Below are 16,716 nucleotides of genomic sequence, written 5' to 3' on the forward strand. Positions count from 1 at the left end.
GGGTGACGCGGTGACCCTGACGCAGGCCCCGGAGCAGGCCGCCTCGAGTCCCGCTCGGCGACCCCGACTGCCTGGCTGGGGAGCGGTGCCGGAGGTGCGCTGGGCCGCCGCGGCCCTGGCGTTCTTCCTCGCCGGGGGCCTGCTGCAGCTGCTGGACGGTCCGCAGCCGCTCGCCTGGGCGCTCTACCTCTGCTGCTACGGCACCGGCGGGTGGGAGCCTGCCTGGGCCGGGATCACCGCCCTGCGCGAGCGCACCCTGGACGTCGACCTGCTCATGGTGCTGGCCGCGATCGGCGCCCTGGCGCTGGGCCAGGTCTTCGACGGCGCGCTGCTCATCGTCATCTTCGCCACCTCCGGCGCGCTGGAGACGGTGGCCACCCGCCGCACCGCCGACGCCGTCCGCGGGCTCACCGACCTCGCCCCCGAGCAGGCCACCGTGCTGGCCGGCGGGCAGGAGCGGGCGGTGCCCGCCGCCGACCTGACCGCCGGCGACGTGGTGGTGGTCCGGCCGGGTGAGCGGGTGCCGGCCGACGGGATCGTGCTGGACGGCGGCTCGGACGTCGACCAGGCGTCCATCACCGGCGAACCGTTGCCGGTGGACAAGGCGCCCGGCGACGAGGTCTGGGCCGGGACGTCGAACGGCACCGGGGTGCTGACCGTCCGGGTCGACCGGCCGGCGGCCGAGGCGGTCATCGCCCGGATCGCGACCCTGGTCGAGGAGGCAAGCGCCACCAAGGCCCGCACGCAGCTGTTCATCGAGAAGGTGGAGCAGCGGTACTCGATGGGCGTCGTGGTCAGCACGCTGGCCGTGTTCGGCGTCCCCCAGCTGTTCGGGGAGTCGCTGCAGGAGGCGCTGCTGCGCGCGATGACCTTCATGATCGTCGCCTCGCCGTGCGCGGTGGTGCTGTCCACCATGCCGCCGCTGCTGTCGGCGATCGCCAACGCCAGCCGGCACGGGGTGCTGATCCGCTCCGCCGTCGTGCTCGAGCAGCTGGGCGCCACCACGGTGGTGGCGCTGGACAAGACCGGCACCCTCACCGACGGCACGCCCGCGGTGGTCGGCGTCCGCCCGCTGCCGGGGACGACCGGCGACGAGCTGCTCGCCCTGGCCGCCGCGGCCGAGGGGCCCAGCGAACACCCGATCGGCCGCGCGGTCGTCACCGCCGCCCGCGTCGCCGGGCTCTCCGTGGCCCCGGCCACCGGCTTCCGGGCCGCGGTCGGGTCGGGGGTCGCCGCCACGGTCGGGGGCCGCGCGGTCACCGTCGCCGCGCCGGCGCCGGGGCAGGAGGCGGTCGCCGAGCTGGTGGCCGAGGAGCAGTCCGCCGGTCGCACCGCCGTCGTCGTCACCGTGGACGGCCGCCCGGCCGGGGTGCTGGCGCTCGCCGACCGGCTGCGCCCGGAGGCCGCCGGTGCCGTCGCCGCGCTGCGCCGGCAGACCGGCACCGAGCCGGTGCTGCTCACCGGCGACAACGCCGGTGCCGCCCGCGCGCTGGCCACCCAGGCCGGGCTCGTCGACGTCCGGGCCGGGCTGCTGCCGGAGGACAAGGCCGCCGCGGTCGGCGAGCTGCAGCGGGCCGGGCACCGGGTCACGCTGGTCGGCGACGGGGTGAACGACGCCCCGGCCCTGGCCACCGCCGACGTGGGCGTGGCGATGGGCGGCATCGGGTCGGCCCTGGCGCTGCAGAGCGCCGACGCGATCGTCGTCCGCGACGACCTGTCCGCGCTGCCCACGGTGCTCGCGCTGGCCCGCCGCGCCCGCCGGCTGGTCGTGCAGAACCTGGTGGTCGCCGGCACCGTGATCGTGGTCCTGGTGGCCTGGGACCTGATCGGCACGCTGCCGCTGGCGCTGGGCGTGGCCGGGCACGAGGGGTCGACCGTGCTGGTCGCGCTGAACGGGCTGCGGCTGCTGCGCTCCTCGGCCTGGCGGGCCGCCGCCCGCGAGGCCGAGGGCGGTCCGCCGGCTCAGCGGCCGGTGCGGACCAGCCCGGCGGCGACCCCGAGCAGCACCAGCCCCGCGGCGGGCACCGCCACCAGCCAGGGCGCCCGCTCCAGGTAGACCACCCCGTCGGCGAGGCTGCGCCCCCACTCCGGTGACTCGGCGCCGGCCCCGAGGCCGAGGAAGGACAGCCCGGCCAGCGCCAGCGCGGTGTGCGGCACCCGCAGCAGCGCGTGCCGCCCGACCGGCGGCAGGACCACCGGGAGCAGGTGGTGCCGGACCAGGTGCCAGCGACCGGCCCCGCTGGTGCGGGCCGCGAGGTGGAAGCCCGAGGCGCGCACCTCGGCGGCCAGGGTCCGGGTGTGCACCGCCAGCGGGATCCAGGCGACCAGGCTCACCGCCACGGCCGCGCCGGTCAGGCTGGGCCCGGCGACGGCGGCCACCGCGATGCCCACCACCACCGCCGGCAGCGCGTTCAGCACGTCGGCCAGCCCCGCCCGCTCCCGGCCGAGGAGTCCGGCAGCGACGCCGGTGACCAGGACCACCGCGCTGATCAGCAGGGCCAGCCCCACCGAGGGCAGGGCACCGGCGCCGAACCGGGCGAGCACGTCGCGGCCGAGCGCGTCCGCGCCCAGCGGGTGCGCCCACGACGGTGCGGCCAGCCGGTCGCCGAGGTCCTGGGCGGCGGGATCGCGCAGCACGCCGGCGAGGACCACCAGCAGCAGCACGGCGAGCAGCCCGGCCGCCCACCGACCGGCGCCGGGCGTCGGGGGCGGGAGTTCCGGCGACAGCCCGCCGTCGGTGCCCGCCGGCCCGAGCAGCGCACGGTGCAGCAGCACCCCGGCCCCGCCGGCCGCCAGACCGAGCAGCACCAGCACCGCGACGGCGGCCTGCACGACCGGCAGGTCCTGGGCCAGCGCACCGGCCAGCGCGACCCGGCCGAGCCCGGGCACGTCGAACACCGCCTCGATCACGGCGCCGGCCCCGAGCAGCCCGACGAGGAGCAGCAGGACCTGCGGGACGACGACGGTCAGCGCCCGCCGGGCGACCGCGCCCTGCACCGCTGCCCGGGAGACGCCGGCGGCCCGCCAGGTGCGCACCCACGCCTCCCCCGCGGTCTCCCGGACGGCGCCGGCCAGCACCCGGCCGAGCAGTCCCCCGGCCGGCAGGGCGAGAGCCAGGACGGGCAGCACGAGGTGCTCCGGGCCGGTGAACCCCGACGTCGGCAGCAGCCCCCAGCCCACGGCCACCACCGCGACCCCGAGGACGGCCAGCACGAACTCCGGCAGCGCGGCGAGTGCGGCGGCCAGCACCCCCGCCGCACCGCCGCCGTCGGCGCGGCCGTCGGCGGCCCGGCGCACGGCGGGCAGTGCGAGCAGCACGGCGAGCACGACGGCCACGGTCGCCGCCGTCCCGGCGAGGGTCGCGGAGACGCCCAGCGCCGGCGGGACGACCTCGGCGACCGGCTGCCCGCTGACCCAGGAGGTGCCGAGGTCGCCGGTGACCGCGCGGCCGAGCCAGGAGACCGTGCCGCGGACCGGGTCGGCGGGGAGGTCCAGCTGCTCGCGCAGCGCGTCCAGCGCGGCCGGGTCCGGCTCGCGCTCCACCTCCCGGGCCCGCAGCACGGTGCGCGCCGGGTCGTCCCCGGAGAGCCAGGGCAGCGCCCCGACCAGCAGCCCGGTACCGGCGACCGCGCCCAGCCCGGTCAGTGCGGGACGGAGCAGGCCCGACCGGAGCCGTCCGGGAGTGCGCCGCGGCCCGGTCGGTGCCACCGGCCGCACCCGGCCGGCGGCGGTCACTCCTCGACCGTCGTCTCGGTGCCCAGCAGCAGCCGGTCGAACGGGTCGACGGCCAGCCCGCTGACCGTCGGGGCGTACCCGGTGTGGGTCCGCTCGTGCAGCACCGGCACCACGGCGCCGGTCGAGAGCACCCGGGCCTCGATCCGCAACGCCGCGGCCCGGCGCTGCTCGGGGTCGGTCAGGGCCGCGGCGTCGGCGACGGCGGCGTCCACCGCCGGGTCGCAGAGCTGGGCCAGGTTGTAGCTGCCCGCGCAGGTCAGGTCGGCGGAGAGGTAGCCGACCGGATCGCCGGTGTCGCCCAGGTAGAGCCGGCTGGCGAGCACCGCGTCGTAGGTGCCGGCCAGCAGGTCGGTCTCGAGGGCGGCGTACTCGGCCACCACGACCTCCACCGTGAACCCGGCCTGCCGCAGCTGCCCGGCGAGCACCGCGGCCGCCTCGGCCAGCTCGGGCCGGTCGGAGTACGTGGCCAGCCGGATGCTCGTCCCGGCCGGGTCGGCTGCCTCGGGCAGCGTGACCGCCGGCCGGTCCAGCTGCGCGGCGGTGTCGTCGTCGAACAGCCCCTCGGCGACGTCGGCCCGACCCTCGTACACGCCGTCCACCACCGGCTGCGGGTCGATCGCCGCGACCGCGGCCGCGCGCAGGCCCGGGTCGGCGAACGGCCCGTCCGCGGTGTCCAGGGAGAGGGAGACCAGCCGCGGCAACGGCACGGAGAGCACCTCGGTGTCGGTCAGCGTCGGCAGGTGGGCGATGGGCAGGTTGACCGCCACGTCCAGCTCACCGGCCCGCAGCCCGGCGGTGCGCGCGGCCGCGTCGGCGGGGAAGGTGACGTCCACCCCGGCCAGCTCCGGGGCGCCCGCCCAGTGGTCGGCGTCCGCGGTGAGGGTCGCGCCCGACGCGCCGCGCAGCTCGGTCAGCTCGAACGGCCCGGTGCCGGCGCCCACCGGATCCGGCGCCGCGGGGTCGGCGTAGGCCGAGGGGGCGAGGACCACCAGCCCCGGGGCCGCCAGCCGGTGCACCAGCAGCGGGTCGGGCTCGGCCACCCGGACCTCGACCGTGTCCTCGTCCACCGCACGGGCGGTGAGGCCCAGGCCGTCGATCGACCGGGGGGCCGGCGCTGCGGCGGCTGCCGCAGTCAGGGCGCCGACGACCGCCTCGGCGTCCAGCGGCGTCCCGTCGTGGAACCGGACGTCCTCCCGCAGGTCGAGGGTGACGGTGCGGTCGTCGACCCGGCTCCAGCTCTCGGCCAGCAGCGGGGCGGGCTCGCCGGCCTCGTCCAGCCCCACCAGCGTCTCCCCCACGCCCATCCGGGTGATCAGCACCGCGTCGTCGGAGAACGGGGAGAGCGCGGCGACCGGGGGGAAGGCGAGCGCCAGCGCCAGCCGCTGCCCGCTGCCGGCCGACTCCTCCGCGGCCGGGGCGAAGCAGCCGGCGAGCAGGGCGGGCAGCGCGAGCAGCACACCGGCGGCACGGACGGCGGGGCGGGGCATGGTCCCTCTTCTCGGTCGGCCGGTCACGGGTGCAGCGGTTCCTCGGCGGGGACGGCGGGGGCCGGTGCCCCCGCCGCAGGGGTGCGGGCGATCCGCCGGGTGAGCAGCGCCAGGCCGACGGCCGAGGCCGCGGGCAGCGCGGCGAGCACCAGCCACGGGACGGCGGCGGCCGGCTGCGGCCGGTCGGCGAGGTCGAGCAGGGCGCCCACCCCGGTGCTGCCGACGAGCACCGCGGCACCGCCGGCGGAGGCGAGGAAGCCGAAGTGGGCACCCAGCCGCCGCTCCCCGGCCAGCCGGGGCACCAGGTCCTGGGCGAGGGGCACGGCGACCATCTGGCCGGTGTAGAGCAGCAGCACCATCCCGACCGCCGGTGCCAGCGCCCAGATCCCGGTGGGCGGGGCGAGCGGGGCACAGACCGCGACCAACAGGAACGACGCGCTCATCAGCGCGAAGCCGAACGGCAGCGCCCGCTGCACCCCGGCCCGCCGGGCGCGGGCGGTGACCCGCAGCTGGAACAGCAGCACCGACACCGCGGCCAGCACGAACAACCAGCCCAGCGCGCCCTGGCCGCCGGTCGCCCGGGAGAGCTCCACGGGGAGGGCGAGGTAGAGCTGGTTGTAGCTGAGCAGGTAGGTGCAGTAGCAGGCGGTGAAGGCGAGGAAGGTGCGGTTGCGCAGCACGTGCCCCCACCCGGCGAGCACGCTCTCCTCCCCGCTGCCCTCGGTGCGCAGGTCGCGCGGCAGCCAGCGCAGGTGGGCGGCGAGCACCACGCCGAAGACGCCGGCGGAGATCCAGCAGGTGACGCTGAAGGGCACGGTGAGCAGGACGGCGCCGAGCGCCGGCCCGGTGACCGAACCGAGCTTGCTGGCGATGGCGTCCAGGCCGAAGACCTCGGCCCGGGTGACCACCCCGGCGGCCTCCAGCCGGTGGCCCTGGTCGGCCAGTGCGGACTCCACGGCCGGGGAGAACAACGCCGCCGCGAAGCCGACCAGCACCGTGCCGGCGAGCACGGCGGGCAGCGAGGTGGCGACGGCGAGCACCCCGAACCCGGCGATCCGGACGAGGCAGCCGATGACCACGACGGGCTTGACGCCGAACCGGTCGGCCAGCCCGCCGCCGAGGAAGAACAGCCCCTGCTGGCTGAAGGTGCGCACGCCGAGCACCAGGCCGACCAGCCCACCGGCCAGCGCCAGGTCCTCGGTGAGGTGCACCGCCAGGAACGGCACCACCAGGTAGAAGCCGATGTTGAACACCAGCTGGGACAGCAGCAGCAGCCGGGGCACCGCCGGCAGCCGCCGGAACAGCACGAACGGCTCCCAGGTGATCCGCCCGGTCCGGCCGGCCCCGGTCATGCCAGCACCAGCCGCGGGACGGCGGCCACCAGCGCGTGCGCCTCGCGGCTGCCCGGGTCGGTCAGCACGCGGGCCACCGGCCCGGACTCCACGACCCGGCCGGCGGCCAGCACAACGACGTCGGAGCAGAGCGCGGTGACGACGCCCAGGTCGTGCGAGACCACCAGCAGTGCGACACCCTCGGCGTCGCTGAGCGCGCGCAGCAGCTCCACCACCTGCAGCCGGACGGCGGCGTCCAGCGCGCTGACCGGCTCGTCGGCGATCAGCACCTCCGGGCGCGGCGCGAGCGCCCGGGCCAGCGCAATCCGCTGCCGCTGGCCGCCGGAGAACTCGTGCGGCAACCGGCCGGCGGCGTCGGGGTCCAGCCCGACGGCGCGCAGCAGCTCGGCGACGCGGGCCCGGTGGTCGCCCGGTACCTGCAGGCAGCGCAGCGGTTCGGCGACGGCCTGGCCGACGGGCATCCGCGGGTTGAGCGAGCGGCCCGGGTCCTGGGGCACCACCTGCACGGCGCGGCGGAACCAGCGCAGCGCGCTCGGCCGGCCCGGCTGCACCGGCCGGCCGCGGTAGGTGACCTCCCCGGCGTCGGGCCGCTCCAGCCCCAGCAGCAGCCGGGTCAGCGTCGACTTGCCGGCGCCGGACTCCCCCACCACCGCCAGCCGCTGCCCCGCGGTCAGGCCGAGGTCCACCCGGTCGAGCGCCGGCCCGGCGCTGCCGCGGTACCGGCGGGTCAGCCCGCGGGCGGCGAGCAGCAGCTCGGCGCTCACCGTGCGCCCACGAGGGCCGGCGGGCTCAGCGCAGCGGTGGCCTCGACCAGCGCGCGCACCGCGGGGTGGGCGTGCCCGGCCAGCACCTCGCGCAGCGGCCCGTCGGCGAGCAGGTGCCCCTCCGCCAGGACCAGCACCCGGTCGCAGGTGGTGGCCGCGGCAGCCAGGTCGTGGGTGACCAGCAGCAGCCCGGCGCTGCGCTCGCGGGTGGCCCGGCCGAGCACGGCGAGCACGCCGTGCTGCGCGGTCGCGTCCAGTGCCGAGGTCGGCTCGTCGGCGACCAGCAGCCGCGGACCGGCGGCCAGCGCCAGGGCGAGTGCGGCCCGCTGCCGCTGCCCGCCGGAGAGCTGGACGGGGAAGCGCCGTCCGCTGCCGGCCGGCAGTCGCATCTCGGCCAGCAGCTCGGCCGCCCGCGCGGCAGCCGCGCTGCGCCGCACCCCGGCCCGGCGCAGCGGTGCGGCGACCTGCCGGCCCACCCGGACCTGCGGGTTGAGCGACGTGCCCGGGTCCTGCGGCACCAGGGCGGTGACCGGTCCGCGCAGCGGCCGGAGCTCCCGTTCCGCGGCGCCGACCACCTCGGTGCCGTCGACCCGGACGCTGCCGGTGACGACGGCGTCCGGTGGCAGCAGCCCGAGCAGCGCCAGCGTGGTGAGCGTCTTGCCCGAGCCGGAGGCGCCGACGAGGGCGACCCGCTCGCCGGCGGCGAGGTCGAAGGAGACCCCGGCCACGACGGGACCCCCGCCGAAACCGACGGTGAGGTCCCGCACCTGCAGGAGAGGTGGAGCGTCGCTCACCAGGCGTCCGCGGTCATCACCGTCAGCACGTCGACGTCGCGCTGGCCGGTGAACGGGTCGCGGCCGTGCAGGCAGCGGTAGTTGTCGACGACCAGCACCTCGCCCGCCTCCAGCCGGAAGTGCGGCACGACGTCGACGGCCGTGGCCAGCACGTCGGCCCACAGGTCCAGCTGCGCGTCGTGCTCGGCGGCACGGGGCTCGCGCGGCACCGGGACGGCGGTCTCGCTGGACCGGACCACCCGGCGGCCGGCCCGGGTGTGCTCGACCAGCCGGCGGACCAGCGGGGTGCGGGGCACCTCGTGCGGCGCGGTGGCCCATCCGCCGAAGTAGTCGACGTCGGTGCCGGTCAGGAAGGCGTGCAGCTCCGGGCACCCGGTGGCCAGCGCGTCGACGAGTGCGTACCCGTCCACCAGGAAGGAGTCCCCGCCCTCGGGTGCGGGCCGGACGCAGCGCTGCAGCAGCCCGTCCTCGTCCGGGTCGCGGAGGTTGACGGTCCGGCCGTGCACGTCGACGACCACGTGGGCCCCGTCGCTGTGCAGCCCGAGCAGCTCGCCGGACTGCTGGCGCAGCGGGCGGACGGCGAACAGCTGACGCAACCGGTCGCCGTAGAGCTGGGCCGCCACGACCGGCAGCGCCTCGGGGCCGGGGGTCGGCTCGGCGACGACGACCGCCCCGTCCCGGGCCAGCAGCTCCCGGGCCTCCTCGGGGGTGCTCGCCGACTGCGGCAGCACCCCGGTGCTGCGGAGCAGGTCGGACAGCTCGGGGCGGACGGCGCCCACCCGGCGGCCGGAGGACGTGCGTGCGGCCAAGGGGTTCCTCCAGGGGGTGCGTCGTACCGGCGGCGGGGGTCGCCCGGCCGGGCTGCGAGTGGGTCCTCGCGCCGAGCACCGTATTGCAACCAGTTTGCAGGAAGACGACCGGCCCGGGACGGGCAGCTGACGACCGCCGGTTACCACCAGGTAGGTTCCCGACAATGATTATCAGTCCAGAGGCGCCGGAGGGGCAGGGGGCGGCCCTCGTCGTCGACGACCTCACGATCTCCCTCGGCGGCCTGGAGCTGGTGCGCGGCGTCCGGCTCGAGATCGCGGCGACCGAGCGGGTCGCCCTGATCGGCGCGTCGGGATCGGGGAAGTCGCTCACCGCCGCCGCGGTCCTGGGCACCCTCCCCGTCGGTGCCGAGGTCCGGGGCAGCGTGCGGGTGGCCGGTGCCGACGTCACCCGGCTGCCGCCTCCCCGTCGACCCGGCACGGCGCGGGTGGCCGCGGTGGGCCAGGACCCCGCCGCCGCGCTCAACCCGCTGGTGCCGGTGGGCGCCCAGCTGGCCCTGCCGTTGCGCAACCACCGGGGACTGCGCGGCGCCGCGCTGGCGAGCGAGCGCACCCGGCTGCTCGCGGCGGTCGGTCTGGACGACGCCGACCGGGTGCTGCGGAGCACCCCCGGCGAGCTGTCCGGTGGCCAGCGGCAGCGCGTCTGCATCGCCATGGCCCTCGCCTCCCGGGCGGGGCTGCTGGTCGCCGACGAGCCGACGACCGCCCTCGACCTGGTCACCCAGGCACAGGTCGTCGCCGTGCTGCGCGAGGCCAGCCGGGACGCCGCGCTGCTCTTCATCACGCACGACATCGCCGTGGCCGCCTCGCTGTGCGACCGCGCGGTGGTGCTGCACGAGGGCGCCGTGGTGGAGGACGCCCCGATCACGGGGCTGCTGGCCGCGCCGCAGCACGAGCAGAGCGCCGTGCTCGTGGGCGCTGCCCGGGCCGGCGCGCTCCCGGCCCGGGTGGGTGCGGCCTCGTGAGCCGCCCGGTCGAGAGCCCGGTGCTGACCGCCACGGGCATCGTGCGCGGTCATCGGCTGCCCCGGCGGCGGCCGTGGGGCCCGCGCGACGTCGTGCCGGCGCTGCAGGGGGTCGACCTCCAGGTCGCTCCCGGCGAGCGGGTCGGGCTGGTCGGCACCTCCGGCTCCGGCAAGTCGACGCTGCTGCGCTGCCTGCTCGGCCTGGAGAGCCCCGACCGCGGCACGGTCACCTTCGCCGGTCGCGCCGTCCGCCCGGGGCCGACCGCGTCGCTGCGCTGGTACCGCCGGCTGGTGCAGTACGTGCCGCAGGACCCGGCCGGGTCGCTGGACCCGCGCTCGACCGTCCGCGAGCTGGTCACGGTGCCGCTGCGGCACCTGCAGGTGCCCGGTGACCACCCGGCCGCCGTCGCGACGGCGCTGACCCGGGTGGGCCTGGACCCCGAGCTGGCCGGACGCCGGCCCGGGGAGCTCTCCGGCGGGCAGGCCCAGCGGGTCGCGCTGGCCCGGGCCCTGGCCCCCGGACCGGCGCTGCTGCTGGCCGACGAGCCGGTCAGCGGGCTGGACCTGCCGGTGCGTGACCAGGTGGTCGAGGTGCTGGCCGACCTCTCCGCCCGCCAGGGCCTCGGACTGCTCCTGGTCTCCCACGACCTCGCCGTCGTCGCCCGGCTCTGCGACCGCACGGTCGTGCTCGACGACGGCCTCGTGGTGGAGGAGGGGCCGACCTCCGCTCTCCTCACCCGCCCCGGACACCCGCACACCCGGGACCTGCTCGCCGCGGTCCCCACCCTCCCCGCTTGACCGCAGCACCCTCCACCCCACAGAGAACGGAACGATGTCCTCCTCCCGCACCCCCCGCCTGCTCGTGCTCGGCGCCACCGTCGCCCTGCTCACCTCTGGCTGCTTCAGCAGCCCGGCCGACGGCGGCAGCAGCGACCCGGCCGCCGAGGGCCGGATCTCCCTGGCGATGCTGCAGCCGCCGCGCTCGGGCCTCAACCCGCTGACCGACGACGCGTTCAAGCTCTCCCGCTGGAGCACCGCCGAGACTCTGGTGGTGCTGGACGCCGACGGCGACGCCCAGCCCTCCCTGGCCACCGAGTGGACCCAGACCGACGACCTCACCTGGCGGTTCACCGTCCGGGAGGGCGTCGAGTTCCACGACGGCACGGAGCTGACCGCGGAGCAGGCCGCCGCCGCGCTGACCGCCGCCAACGAGGCCTCCCCCCGCCCGCGGATCCTGGACGGCGTCGATCTGACCGCGGTGGCCGACGGCTCCGACGTCGTGGTCACCACCGGTGAGCCCGACCCGCTGGTCCCCCAGCGGCTGTCCAGCCCGCAGCTGGCGGTGCTCGCCGCGGCCGCCTACGGCGCGAACGGCCGGGTCGACCCGGTCGGCACCGGCACCGGCCCGTTCGAGCTGGTCGCCGTGGACGGCACCTCCGGCGCGACGCTGGACCGCTTCGACGGCTACTGGGGCGACCCCGCAGCCGCGGCCGGCATCGACGTGGCCTTCGTGCCCGACGGCACCGCCCGCGCCGCGGCCCTGCGCACCGGGACGGCGGACGTCGTCGAGGCGGTGCCGGTCTCCCAGGCCGGGCTGGTCGACGAGGAGCTGGTGCACGAGGTGCCGATGCCGCGCACCAACACCCTGTACCTGAACACCGCGTCCGGACCGTTCGCCGACCCGGCGGTGCGCGCGGCCGCCCGCGCCGCGGTCGAGCGGGCCACCATCGTGGAGACCGTCTACGAGGGCCGCGCCGACATCGCCGAGGGCCTGCTGGGCCCGGCGGTCCCCTGGGCCGCCGGGCTGCGCGAGGACCAGGCGGACCCGTCCGCGGCCCCCGTGCCGGCCGGCACGACGATCACCCTGGGCACCTTCACCGACCGGGCCGAGCTGCCCGAGGTCGCCGTCCTGCTGGAGCAGCAGCTGGAGGCGGTGGGCTTCACCGTGGAGCAGGACGTCCGGGAGTACGCCTTCATCGAGGCCGACGCCCTGGCCGGGGCCTTCGACGCGTTCATCCTGTCCCGCGCCACGGTGCTGGACTCCGGTGACCCGGTCGCCTACATGTACAGCGACTTCGCCTGCGAGGGCTCGTTCAACATCTCCCAGCTGTGCGACCCGGCCGTGGACGCCGCCCTGGCCGAAGCCGCGGCCGCCACCCCCGGCCCGGAGCGCCAGCGCGCGGTGATCGACGCCGAGCGGGCTGTCCTGGCCACCGGCGCGGCAGTGCCGATGCTGCACGAGCGGGTCATCCAGGGCGAGGCCGCCGGGGTCTCCGGTGCCGTCCGCGACCCGCGGGAGCGGGCACTGATCAGCGCCGACACCACCGTCGGCGAGGACTGACCCGATGCCACGGCGGGGATGGGTGACCGCTGCCTCCCGGGCGGTCACCGTCCTCGGCGTGGTGGCAATGATCGGGGTGCTGCCCTGGCTGTCCGGGCGCAGCCCGGAGCTGTCGATCCTGCGGGCGCGCTCGGCCGAGCAGGAGGCCACCCCCGAGGCCCTGGCCGCGGTCCGGGCCGAGCTGGGCCTGGACGCCGGGCCACTCGGGCTGCTCGGGCACTGGCTCTCCGGGGTCGTGCGCGGCGACCTGGGGACCTCCTGGATCTCCGGGGCCCCGGTGGGCCCCGGTCTGGTCCGGGCCCTCGGCGTCTCGGTGACGCTGATGGGGGCGGCCCTGCTGGTCGCCCTGGTCACGGCGGCGCTGCTGTGCTGGCCGCCGCTGCGCCGGGTCGCCCGGGGCGGGCAGGGGCGGACCGGGGGTGCGGGCGGCGCCGCGCTCACGGCGCTGCCGGAGTTCCTGCTCGCCTCGGTGCTGCTGCTGGTCGGAGCGGTGTGGCTGGGCTGGTTCGAGCCCTACGGCTGGACCGGTCCGTCGTCGGTGCTGCTGCCTGCGCTCGCCATGGGCCTGCCCGCCGGCGGGCTGATCGGCCGGCTGGTCGCCGACGGGCTCACCGTCACCGGCACCGAGCGCTGGGTGACCACCTGGCAGCTGGCCGGCGCGTCGGCCGGGCAGCTCTCCCGGGCCCTGGTGCGCCGCACGCTGCCCGCGCTGACCACGCAGGTGGCCCTGGTGCTCGTCGGCCTCACCGGCGGGGCCGTCGCCGTCGAGCAGGTCTTCGCCGTCCCCGGGCTGGGACGCGCGGTGCTCGGTGCCGCGGAGGCCCAGGACCTGCCGACCCTGCAGGCCGGGATGCTGCTGCTGCTCGGCGTCTCCGCGGTGTTCGGCGGCGTGGCCGCGCTGACCCGGGCGTTGCTGCTGGGCCGGGCACTGCGCAGCGGCAGCGTCCCGGTGCCGGCCCGGGCCACCCCCTCCCGGCGGCGCGACTGGCTGCTGCCGGCCGGGGCGGCGGCGCTCCTGGTGGTCGTGGTGGCCGCCGGGCTCGGCCGTGACCCGCTGACCTCCGCGCACCCCCGGCTGGCCGCGCCCAGCGCGGCACTGCCGTTCGGCGCCGACGCCAGCGGGCGTGACCTGCTGGCCCGGGTGGCGCACGGTGCGGTGCAGACGGTCGGGACGGCGTCGCTGGTCGTGCTGGTCACGCTGGTGGTCGGGATCCTGGTCGGGCTGGCGCCACGCGCCTCGGTCGGGCCGGTGGAGGTGGCCAACGCCGCACCCCCGGTGATCGTCGGTGTGCTGGTCGCCGCAGCGCTGGGGACGTCGCAGGCCGGGGCGGCGCTGGCCGTCGCCCTGGTGGCCTGGGCGCCGATCGCCGCCTACGTGGCGGCGGCGTCGGAGGAGGTCCGGCGGCAGCGGCACGTCACCGTGCTGCCGGTGCTCGGCGTGGGCCCGGCCACGGTCACCTGGCGGTACGTGGTGCCCGCCGTGCTGCCGGCGGCCGCACGCAACGCCGCGCTGCGGCTGCCGGGCATCGCGCTGGCACTGGCCGCGCTGGGCTTCCTCGGGTTGGGGGCCGCCGCACCGACACCGGAGTGGGGGCTGCTGCTGGCCGAGGGCATGCCTTACGTCGAGCGGGCACCCTGGGCGGTGCTGGCCCCGACCGGGGCGCTGGTGACCGCATCCGTGCTCGCCGTCTCGCTGTCCGGGCTGAGCCGGCGGCCGCGCCGGCCGGCGGCGCCGGTCGCACCCCCTGCCGGGACGACGGCTGCTGCGCCGACGCAGCCCGCCGCGGTCGGGTGACCTTCGACCGCGGCGATCCCCCCCCCTGTTTGACAACGATTCTCATTACGTTGATCATCGGACCATGCAGCTCCCGTCCCGACGACGTCCCGCCCGCTCGCTCTCCGCGCTCTCCCTCGCCTGCGCGGGGGCGGTCGCGCTGGCCGGCTGCTCCGGCACGGCCGACGCCGACGCCGCGGGTGCCGGCAACGACGGGCTGACGATCGTGGCGGCGTTCTATCCCCTGGCCTGGCTGAGCGAGCAGGTCGCCGGCGACCTGGCCACCGTCACCTCCCTCACCCCCGACGGCGCCGAACCGCACGAGTACGAGCTCACCCCCCGGGACGTCGCCGCCACGGCCGAGGCCGACGCCGTCGTCTTCCTCCCGACGCTGCAGCCCGCCGTGGACGCCGCAGTCGAGCAGCAGGCCGCTGACCGGGCCTTCGACGCCGGGGAGGCGGCCGACCTGTCCCTCACCTACGAGGCCCACGACCACGAGCACTCCGACGGCGAGCACGCCGAGGAAGAGCACGCCGAGGAGGAGCACGCCGACGAGCCGGTGACCGACCCGCACTTCTGGCACGACCCGATGCGGATGGCCGACGTCGGCGACGCACTGGCCGACCACCTGGCCACCGTGGACGAGACCAACGCCGAGCAGTACACCGCCAACGCCGCGGACCTGCGGGCGCAGCTCGCGGAGCTGGACGGGGAGTTCCGGGACGGCCTGGCCGACTGCGCGACCCGGGAGCTGGTGACCAGCCACAGCGCCTTCGGCTACCTCGCCGACGCCTACGACCTCGAGCAGTTCGGCATCAGCGGGCTGGCGCCGGACGAGGAGCCGTCCACCGACGCACTGACCGAGGCGACCGAGTTCGTCCGCGAGCACGGCGTGCGCACCATCTACTTCGAGACGCTGGTCAGCCCCGCCGTCGCCGAGACCGTGGCCCGGGAGACCGGCGCGCATACCCGGCAGCTGGACCCCATCGAGGGGCTCACCGACCAGTCGCAGGGCGCGGACTACCTGGAGCTCATGCGGGCCAACCTGGCGAGCCTGCGGACGGGGCAGCAGTGCTCCTGAGCGCCCGGCCCGGTGGTGCCGCCACCACCCTCCCCACTGCCGGGATCAGCGCACTGACGGTGCGGGGCGGGGGTTTCGGTCACGGCCGGGACGCCGTCCTCACCGGCGTCGACCTGACGGTGCGGCCCGGGGAGGTGCTCGCGGTCCGCGGGCCGAACGGGGCCGGCAAGTCGACGCTGGTCCGGGGGGTGCTGGGCCTGTGCGACGTGCAGGCCGGCGAGGTGCGGCTGTTCGACGTGCCGCGGGCGCGGTTCCGAGACTGGCACCGGGTCGGCTACGTCCCCCAGCGGCACACCGTGGCCGGCGGCGTCCCGGTGACCGTGCGCGAGCTGGTCTCCTCCGGCCGGCTGAGCCGGCTGCGGGCCTGGCAGCGGTTCGGCGAGGCCGACCGGTGCGCGGTCGACTGCGCGCTGGAGGGCGCCGGGCTGGCCGGGTCCGACCGCCGGCTGCTCGCGGAGCTGTCCGGCGGTCAGCAACGCCGCGCGCTGCTGGCCCGCGCACTGGCCGGCGACCCGGAACTGCTGCTGCTGGACGAGCCGACCGCCGGCGTCGACGCGGCCAGCCAGCGGGTGGTGGCCAGCACCCTGGCCGGGCTCGCCGAGACCGGCGCCGCCGTCGTCGTCGTGCTGCACGAGCTGGGCCCGCTGGCGGAGGTGGTGACCAGGACGGTGACGCTGCCGGGCGCGGGCGCCCCGTGCTGAGCTACGAGTTCATGCGGCTGGCCCTCGCGGCCGCCGTGCTCGTCGGCCTCACCGCACCCACCGTCGGCGTCTACCTGGTGCAGCGCCGGCTGTCGCTGATCGGCGACGGCCTGGGCCACGTGGCGCTGCTGGGCGTGGCGGTCGGCCTGGTCACCCGGTCCGCGCCGGTGCTCACCGCGCTGCTGGCCACGGTGGCCGGCGCGGTGGCGGTGGAGGTGCTGCGCGCCCGCCGGTCGGCCAGCGCCGACGTCGCGCTGGCCATCATGTTCTACGGCGGGCTGGCCGGTGGCGTCGTCGTCGTCACCCGGGCGCCGGCGGGCACCCCGATCACGCTCGACGGCTACCTGTTCGGCGCGCTCACCACGACGACCCGGGGTGACCTGGTCCTCTTCGCCGTGCTGGCCGCCGTCGTGCTCGCGGTGACGGTCGGGTTGGGCCGCTCGCTGTTCACCGTCGCGCTGGACGAGGAGCACGCCCGGGCCAGCGGGCTGCCCGTGCTGCAGCTGAACCTCCTGCTGGCGGTGGTCACCGCGGTCACCGTCACGCTGTCGATGCGGGTGCTCGGCCTGCTGCTGATCAGCGGGCTGATGGTGCTGCCCGCCGGCTGCGCGCAGCTGGTGGCCCGCAGCTTCCGGAGCAGCCTGGTGATCGCGGCGCTGATCGGGGTGACCGTGTCGGTCAGCGGCACCGCGGTCTCCTGGTACGCCGACACCCCGTCCGGCGGGACCATCGTGCTGATGGCGGTCGCCGCCTACGCCGTGCTCAGCGTCGGCCGGCTGGCCCGCCGCGGCAGCCCCCGGCACGGGCCGGGGGTCGTCCCCTCCCCGGTGCGACCGGTGGGCCGGCCGAGCGAGGTTTCCCTCCCCCGCTGACCGGCGGCGCCCGGGCCGGGCGCC

14 protein-coding genes are annotated in these 16,716 nt (G+C 77.4%); 8 read left to right on the forward strand and 6 right to left on the reverse strand.

Annotation, left to right across the window (positions count from 1 at the left end):
- The first annotated feature begins 10 nt into the window (after window positions 1–10).
- Window positions 11–2,056 carry a heavy metal translocating P-type ATPase gene (locus tag O2W53_RS12760; protein WP_269163412.1) on the forward strand — a complete coding sequence of 682 codons (2,046 nt, stop codon included), beginning with the start codon at window positions 11–13 and terminating at the stop codon, window positions 2,054–2,056.
- Here O2W53_RS12760 and O2W53_RS12765 read toward each other — a convergent pair.
- The 6 genes from O2W53_RS12765 to O2W53_RS12790 are packed head-to-tail and all read right to left on the reverse strand — an operon-like array spanning window position 1,963 to window position 8,941.
- A complete protein-coding gene (locus O2W53_RS12765; RefSeq protein WP_269163413.1) occupies window positions 1,963–3,735 on the reverse strand; it encodes an ABC transporter permease subunit in 1,773 nt (590 codons plus the stop codon). The two genes, O2W53_RS12760 and O2W53_RS12765, sit on opposite strands and share 94 nt — an antisense overlap.
- On the reverse strand, window positions 3,732–5,222 hold the full coding sequence (locus tag O2W53_RS12770; RefSeq protein ID WP_269163414.1) for an ABC transporter substrate-binding protein: 1,491 nt from the start codon (window positions 5,220–5,222) through the stop codon (window positions 3,732–3,734). Before O2W53_RS12770 ends, O2W53_RS12765 begins: the two co-directional genes overlap by 4 nt.
- 23 nt (window positions 5,223–5,245) lie before the next feature.
- Window positions 5,246–6,574: an MFS transporter gene (locus O2W53_RS12775; RefSeq protein WP_269163415.1), complete on the reverse strand. Its 1,329-nt coding sequence runs from the start codon at window positions 6,572–6,574 to the stop codon at window positions 5,246–5,248.
- On the reverse strand, window positions 6,571–7,338 hold the full coding sequence (locus O2W53_RS12780) for an ABC transporter ATP-binding protein (protein ID WP_269163416.1): 768 nt from the start codon (window positions 7,336–7,338) through the stop codon (window positions 6,571–6,573). The genes O2W53_RS12775 and O2W53_RS12780 overlap by 4 nt, the downstream gene beginning before the upstream one ends.
- A complete protein-coding gene (locus tag O2W53_RS12785; protein ID WP_269163417.1) occupies window positions 7,335–8,132 on the reverse strand; it encodes an ATP-binding cassette domain-containing protein in 798 nt (265 codons plus the stop codon). Before O2W53_RS12785 ends, O2W53_RS12780 begins: the two co-directional genes overlap by 4 nt.
- Window positions 8,129–8,941, reverse strand: coding sequence for a TauD/TfdA family dioxygenase (locus O2W53_RS12790; RefSeq protein WP_269163418.1), 813 nt, complete (start codon window positions 8,939–8,941; stop codon window positions 8,129–8,131). Before O2W53_RS12790 ends, O2W53_RS12785 begins: the two co-directional genes overlap by 4 nt.
- A gap of 164 nt (window positions 8,942–9,105) precedes the next feature.
- Between O2W53_RS12790 and O2W53_RS12795 the strand changes: the two genes are divergently transcribed.
- The 7 genes from O2W53_RS12795 (at window position 9,106) to O2W53_RS12825 (ending at window position 16,692) form a co-directional block, all read left to right on the forward strand.
- A complete protein-coding gene (locus O2W53_RS12795) occupies window positions 9,106–9,924 on the forward strand; it encodes an ATP-binding cassette domain-containing protein (RefSeq protein WP_269163419.1) in 819 nt (272 codons plus the stop codon).
- Window positions 9,921–10,721, forward strand: a complete 801-nt coding sequence (locus tag O2W53_RS12800) for an ABC transporter ATP-binding protein (protein ID WP_269163420.1) — start codon at window positions 9,921–9,923, stop codon at window positions 10,719–10,721. The genes O2W53_RS12795 and O2W53_RS12800 overlap by 4 nt, the downstream gene beginning before the upstream one ends.
- Window positions 10,722–10,755: 34 nt before the next feature.
- Window positions 10,756–12,264: an ABC transporter substrate-binding protein gene (locus O2W53_RS12805; RefSeq protein WP_269163421.1), complete on the forward strand. Its 1,509-nt coding sequence runs from the start codon at window positions 10,756–10,758 to the stop codon at window positions 12,262–12,264.
- Window positions 12,265–12,268: 4 nt separating this feature from the next.
- Entirely contained in the window at window positions 12,269–14,059 is a 1,791-nt protein-coding gene (locus O2W53_RS12810) for an ABC transporter permease subunit (protein WP_269163422.1), read from the forward strand.
- 64 nt (window positions 14,060–14,123) lie between these two features.
- Window positions 14,124–15,119: a metal ABC transporter substrate-binding protein gene (locus tag O2W53_RS12815; protein ID WP_269163423.1), complete on the forward strand. Its 996-nt coding sequence runs from the start codon at window positions 14,124–14,126 to the stop codon at window positions 15,117–15,119.
- The gene (locus tag O2W53_RS12820; protein ID WP_269163424.1) at window positions 15,110–15,820 is read left to right on the forward strand and encodes a metal ABC transporter ATP-binding protein; all 711 of its coding nucleotides are present in this window, start codon (window positions 15,110–15,112) and stop codon (window positions 15,818–15,820) included. Before O2W53_RS12815 ends, O2W53_RS12820 begins: the two co-directional genes overlap by 10 nt.
- Window positions 15,814–16,692, forward strand: a complete 879-nt coding sequence (locus O2W53_RS12825) for a metal ABC transporter permease (RefSeq protein WP_269163425.1) — start codon at window positions 15,814–15,816, stop codon at window positions 16,690–16,692. Before O2W53_RS12820 ends, O2W53_RS12825 begins: the two co-directional genes overlap by 7 nt.
- Window positions 16,693–16,716 lie beyond the last annotated feature (24 nt).

Origin of the sequence: Modestobacter sp. VKM Ac-2978, from assembly GCF_026968025.1 — a bacterium.
GTDB lineage: Bacteria > Actinomycetota > Actinomycetes > Mycobacteriales > Geodermatophilaceae > Modestobacter.

Bases quoted from the DNA above. Each gene is read 5' to 3' on its own strand.
- O2W53_RS12815 (WP_269163423.1), top strand. From the start codon at position 14,124: ATGCAGCTCCCGTCCCGACGACGTCCCGCCCGCTCGCTCTCCGCGCTC.
- O2W53_RS12805 (WP_269163421.1), top strand. From the start codon at position 10,756: ATGTCCTCCTCCCGCACCCCCCGCCTGCTCGTGCTCGGCGCCACCGTC.
- O2W53_RS12775 (WP_269163415.1), bottom strand. From the start codon at position 6,574: ATGACCGGGGCCGGCCGGACCGGGCGGATCACCTGGGAGCCGTTCGTG.
- O2W53_RS12795 (WP_269163419.1), top strand. From the start codon at position 9,106: ATGATTATCAGTCCAGAGGCGCCGGAGGGGCAGGGGGCGGCCCTCGTC.
- O2W53_RS12770 (WP_269163414.1), bottom strand. From the start codon at position 5,222: ATGCCCCGCCCCGCCGTCCGTGCCGCCGGTGTGCTGCTCGCGCTGCCC.
- O2W53_RS12810 (WP_269163422.1), top strand. From the start codon at position 12,269: ATGCCACGGCGGGGATGGGTGACCGCTGCCTCCCGGGCGGTCACCGTC.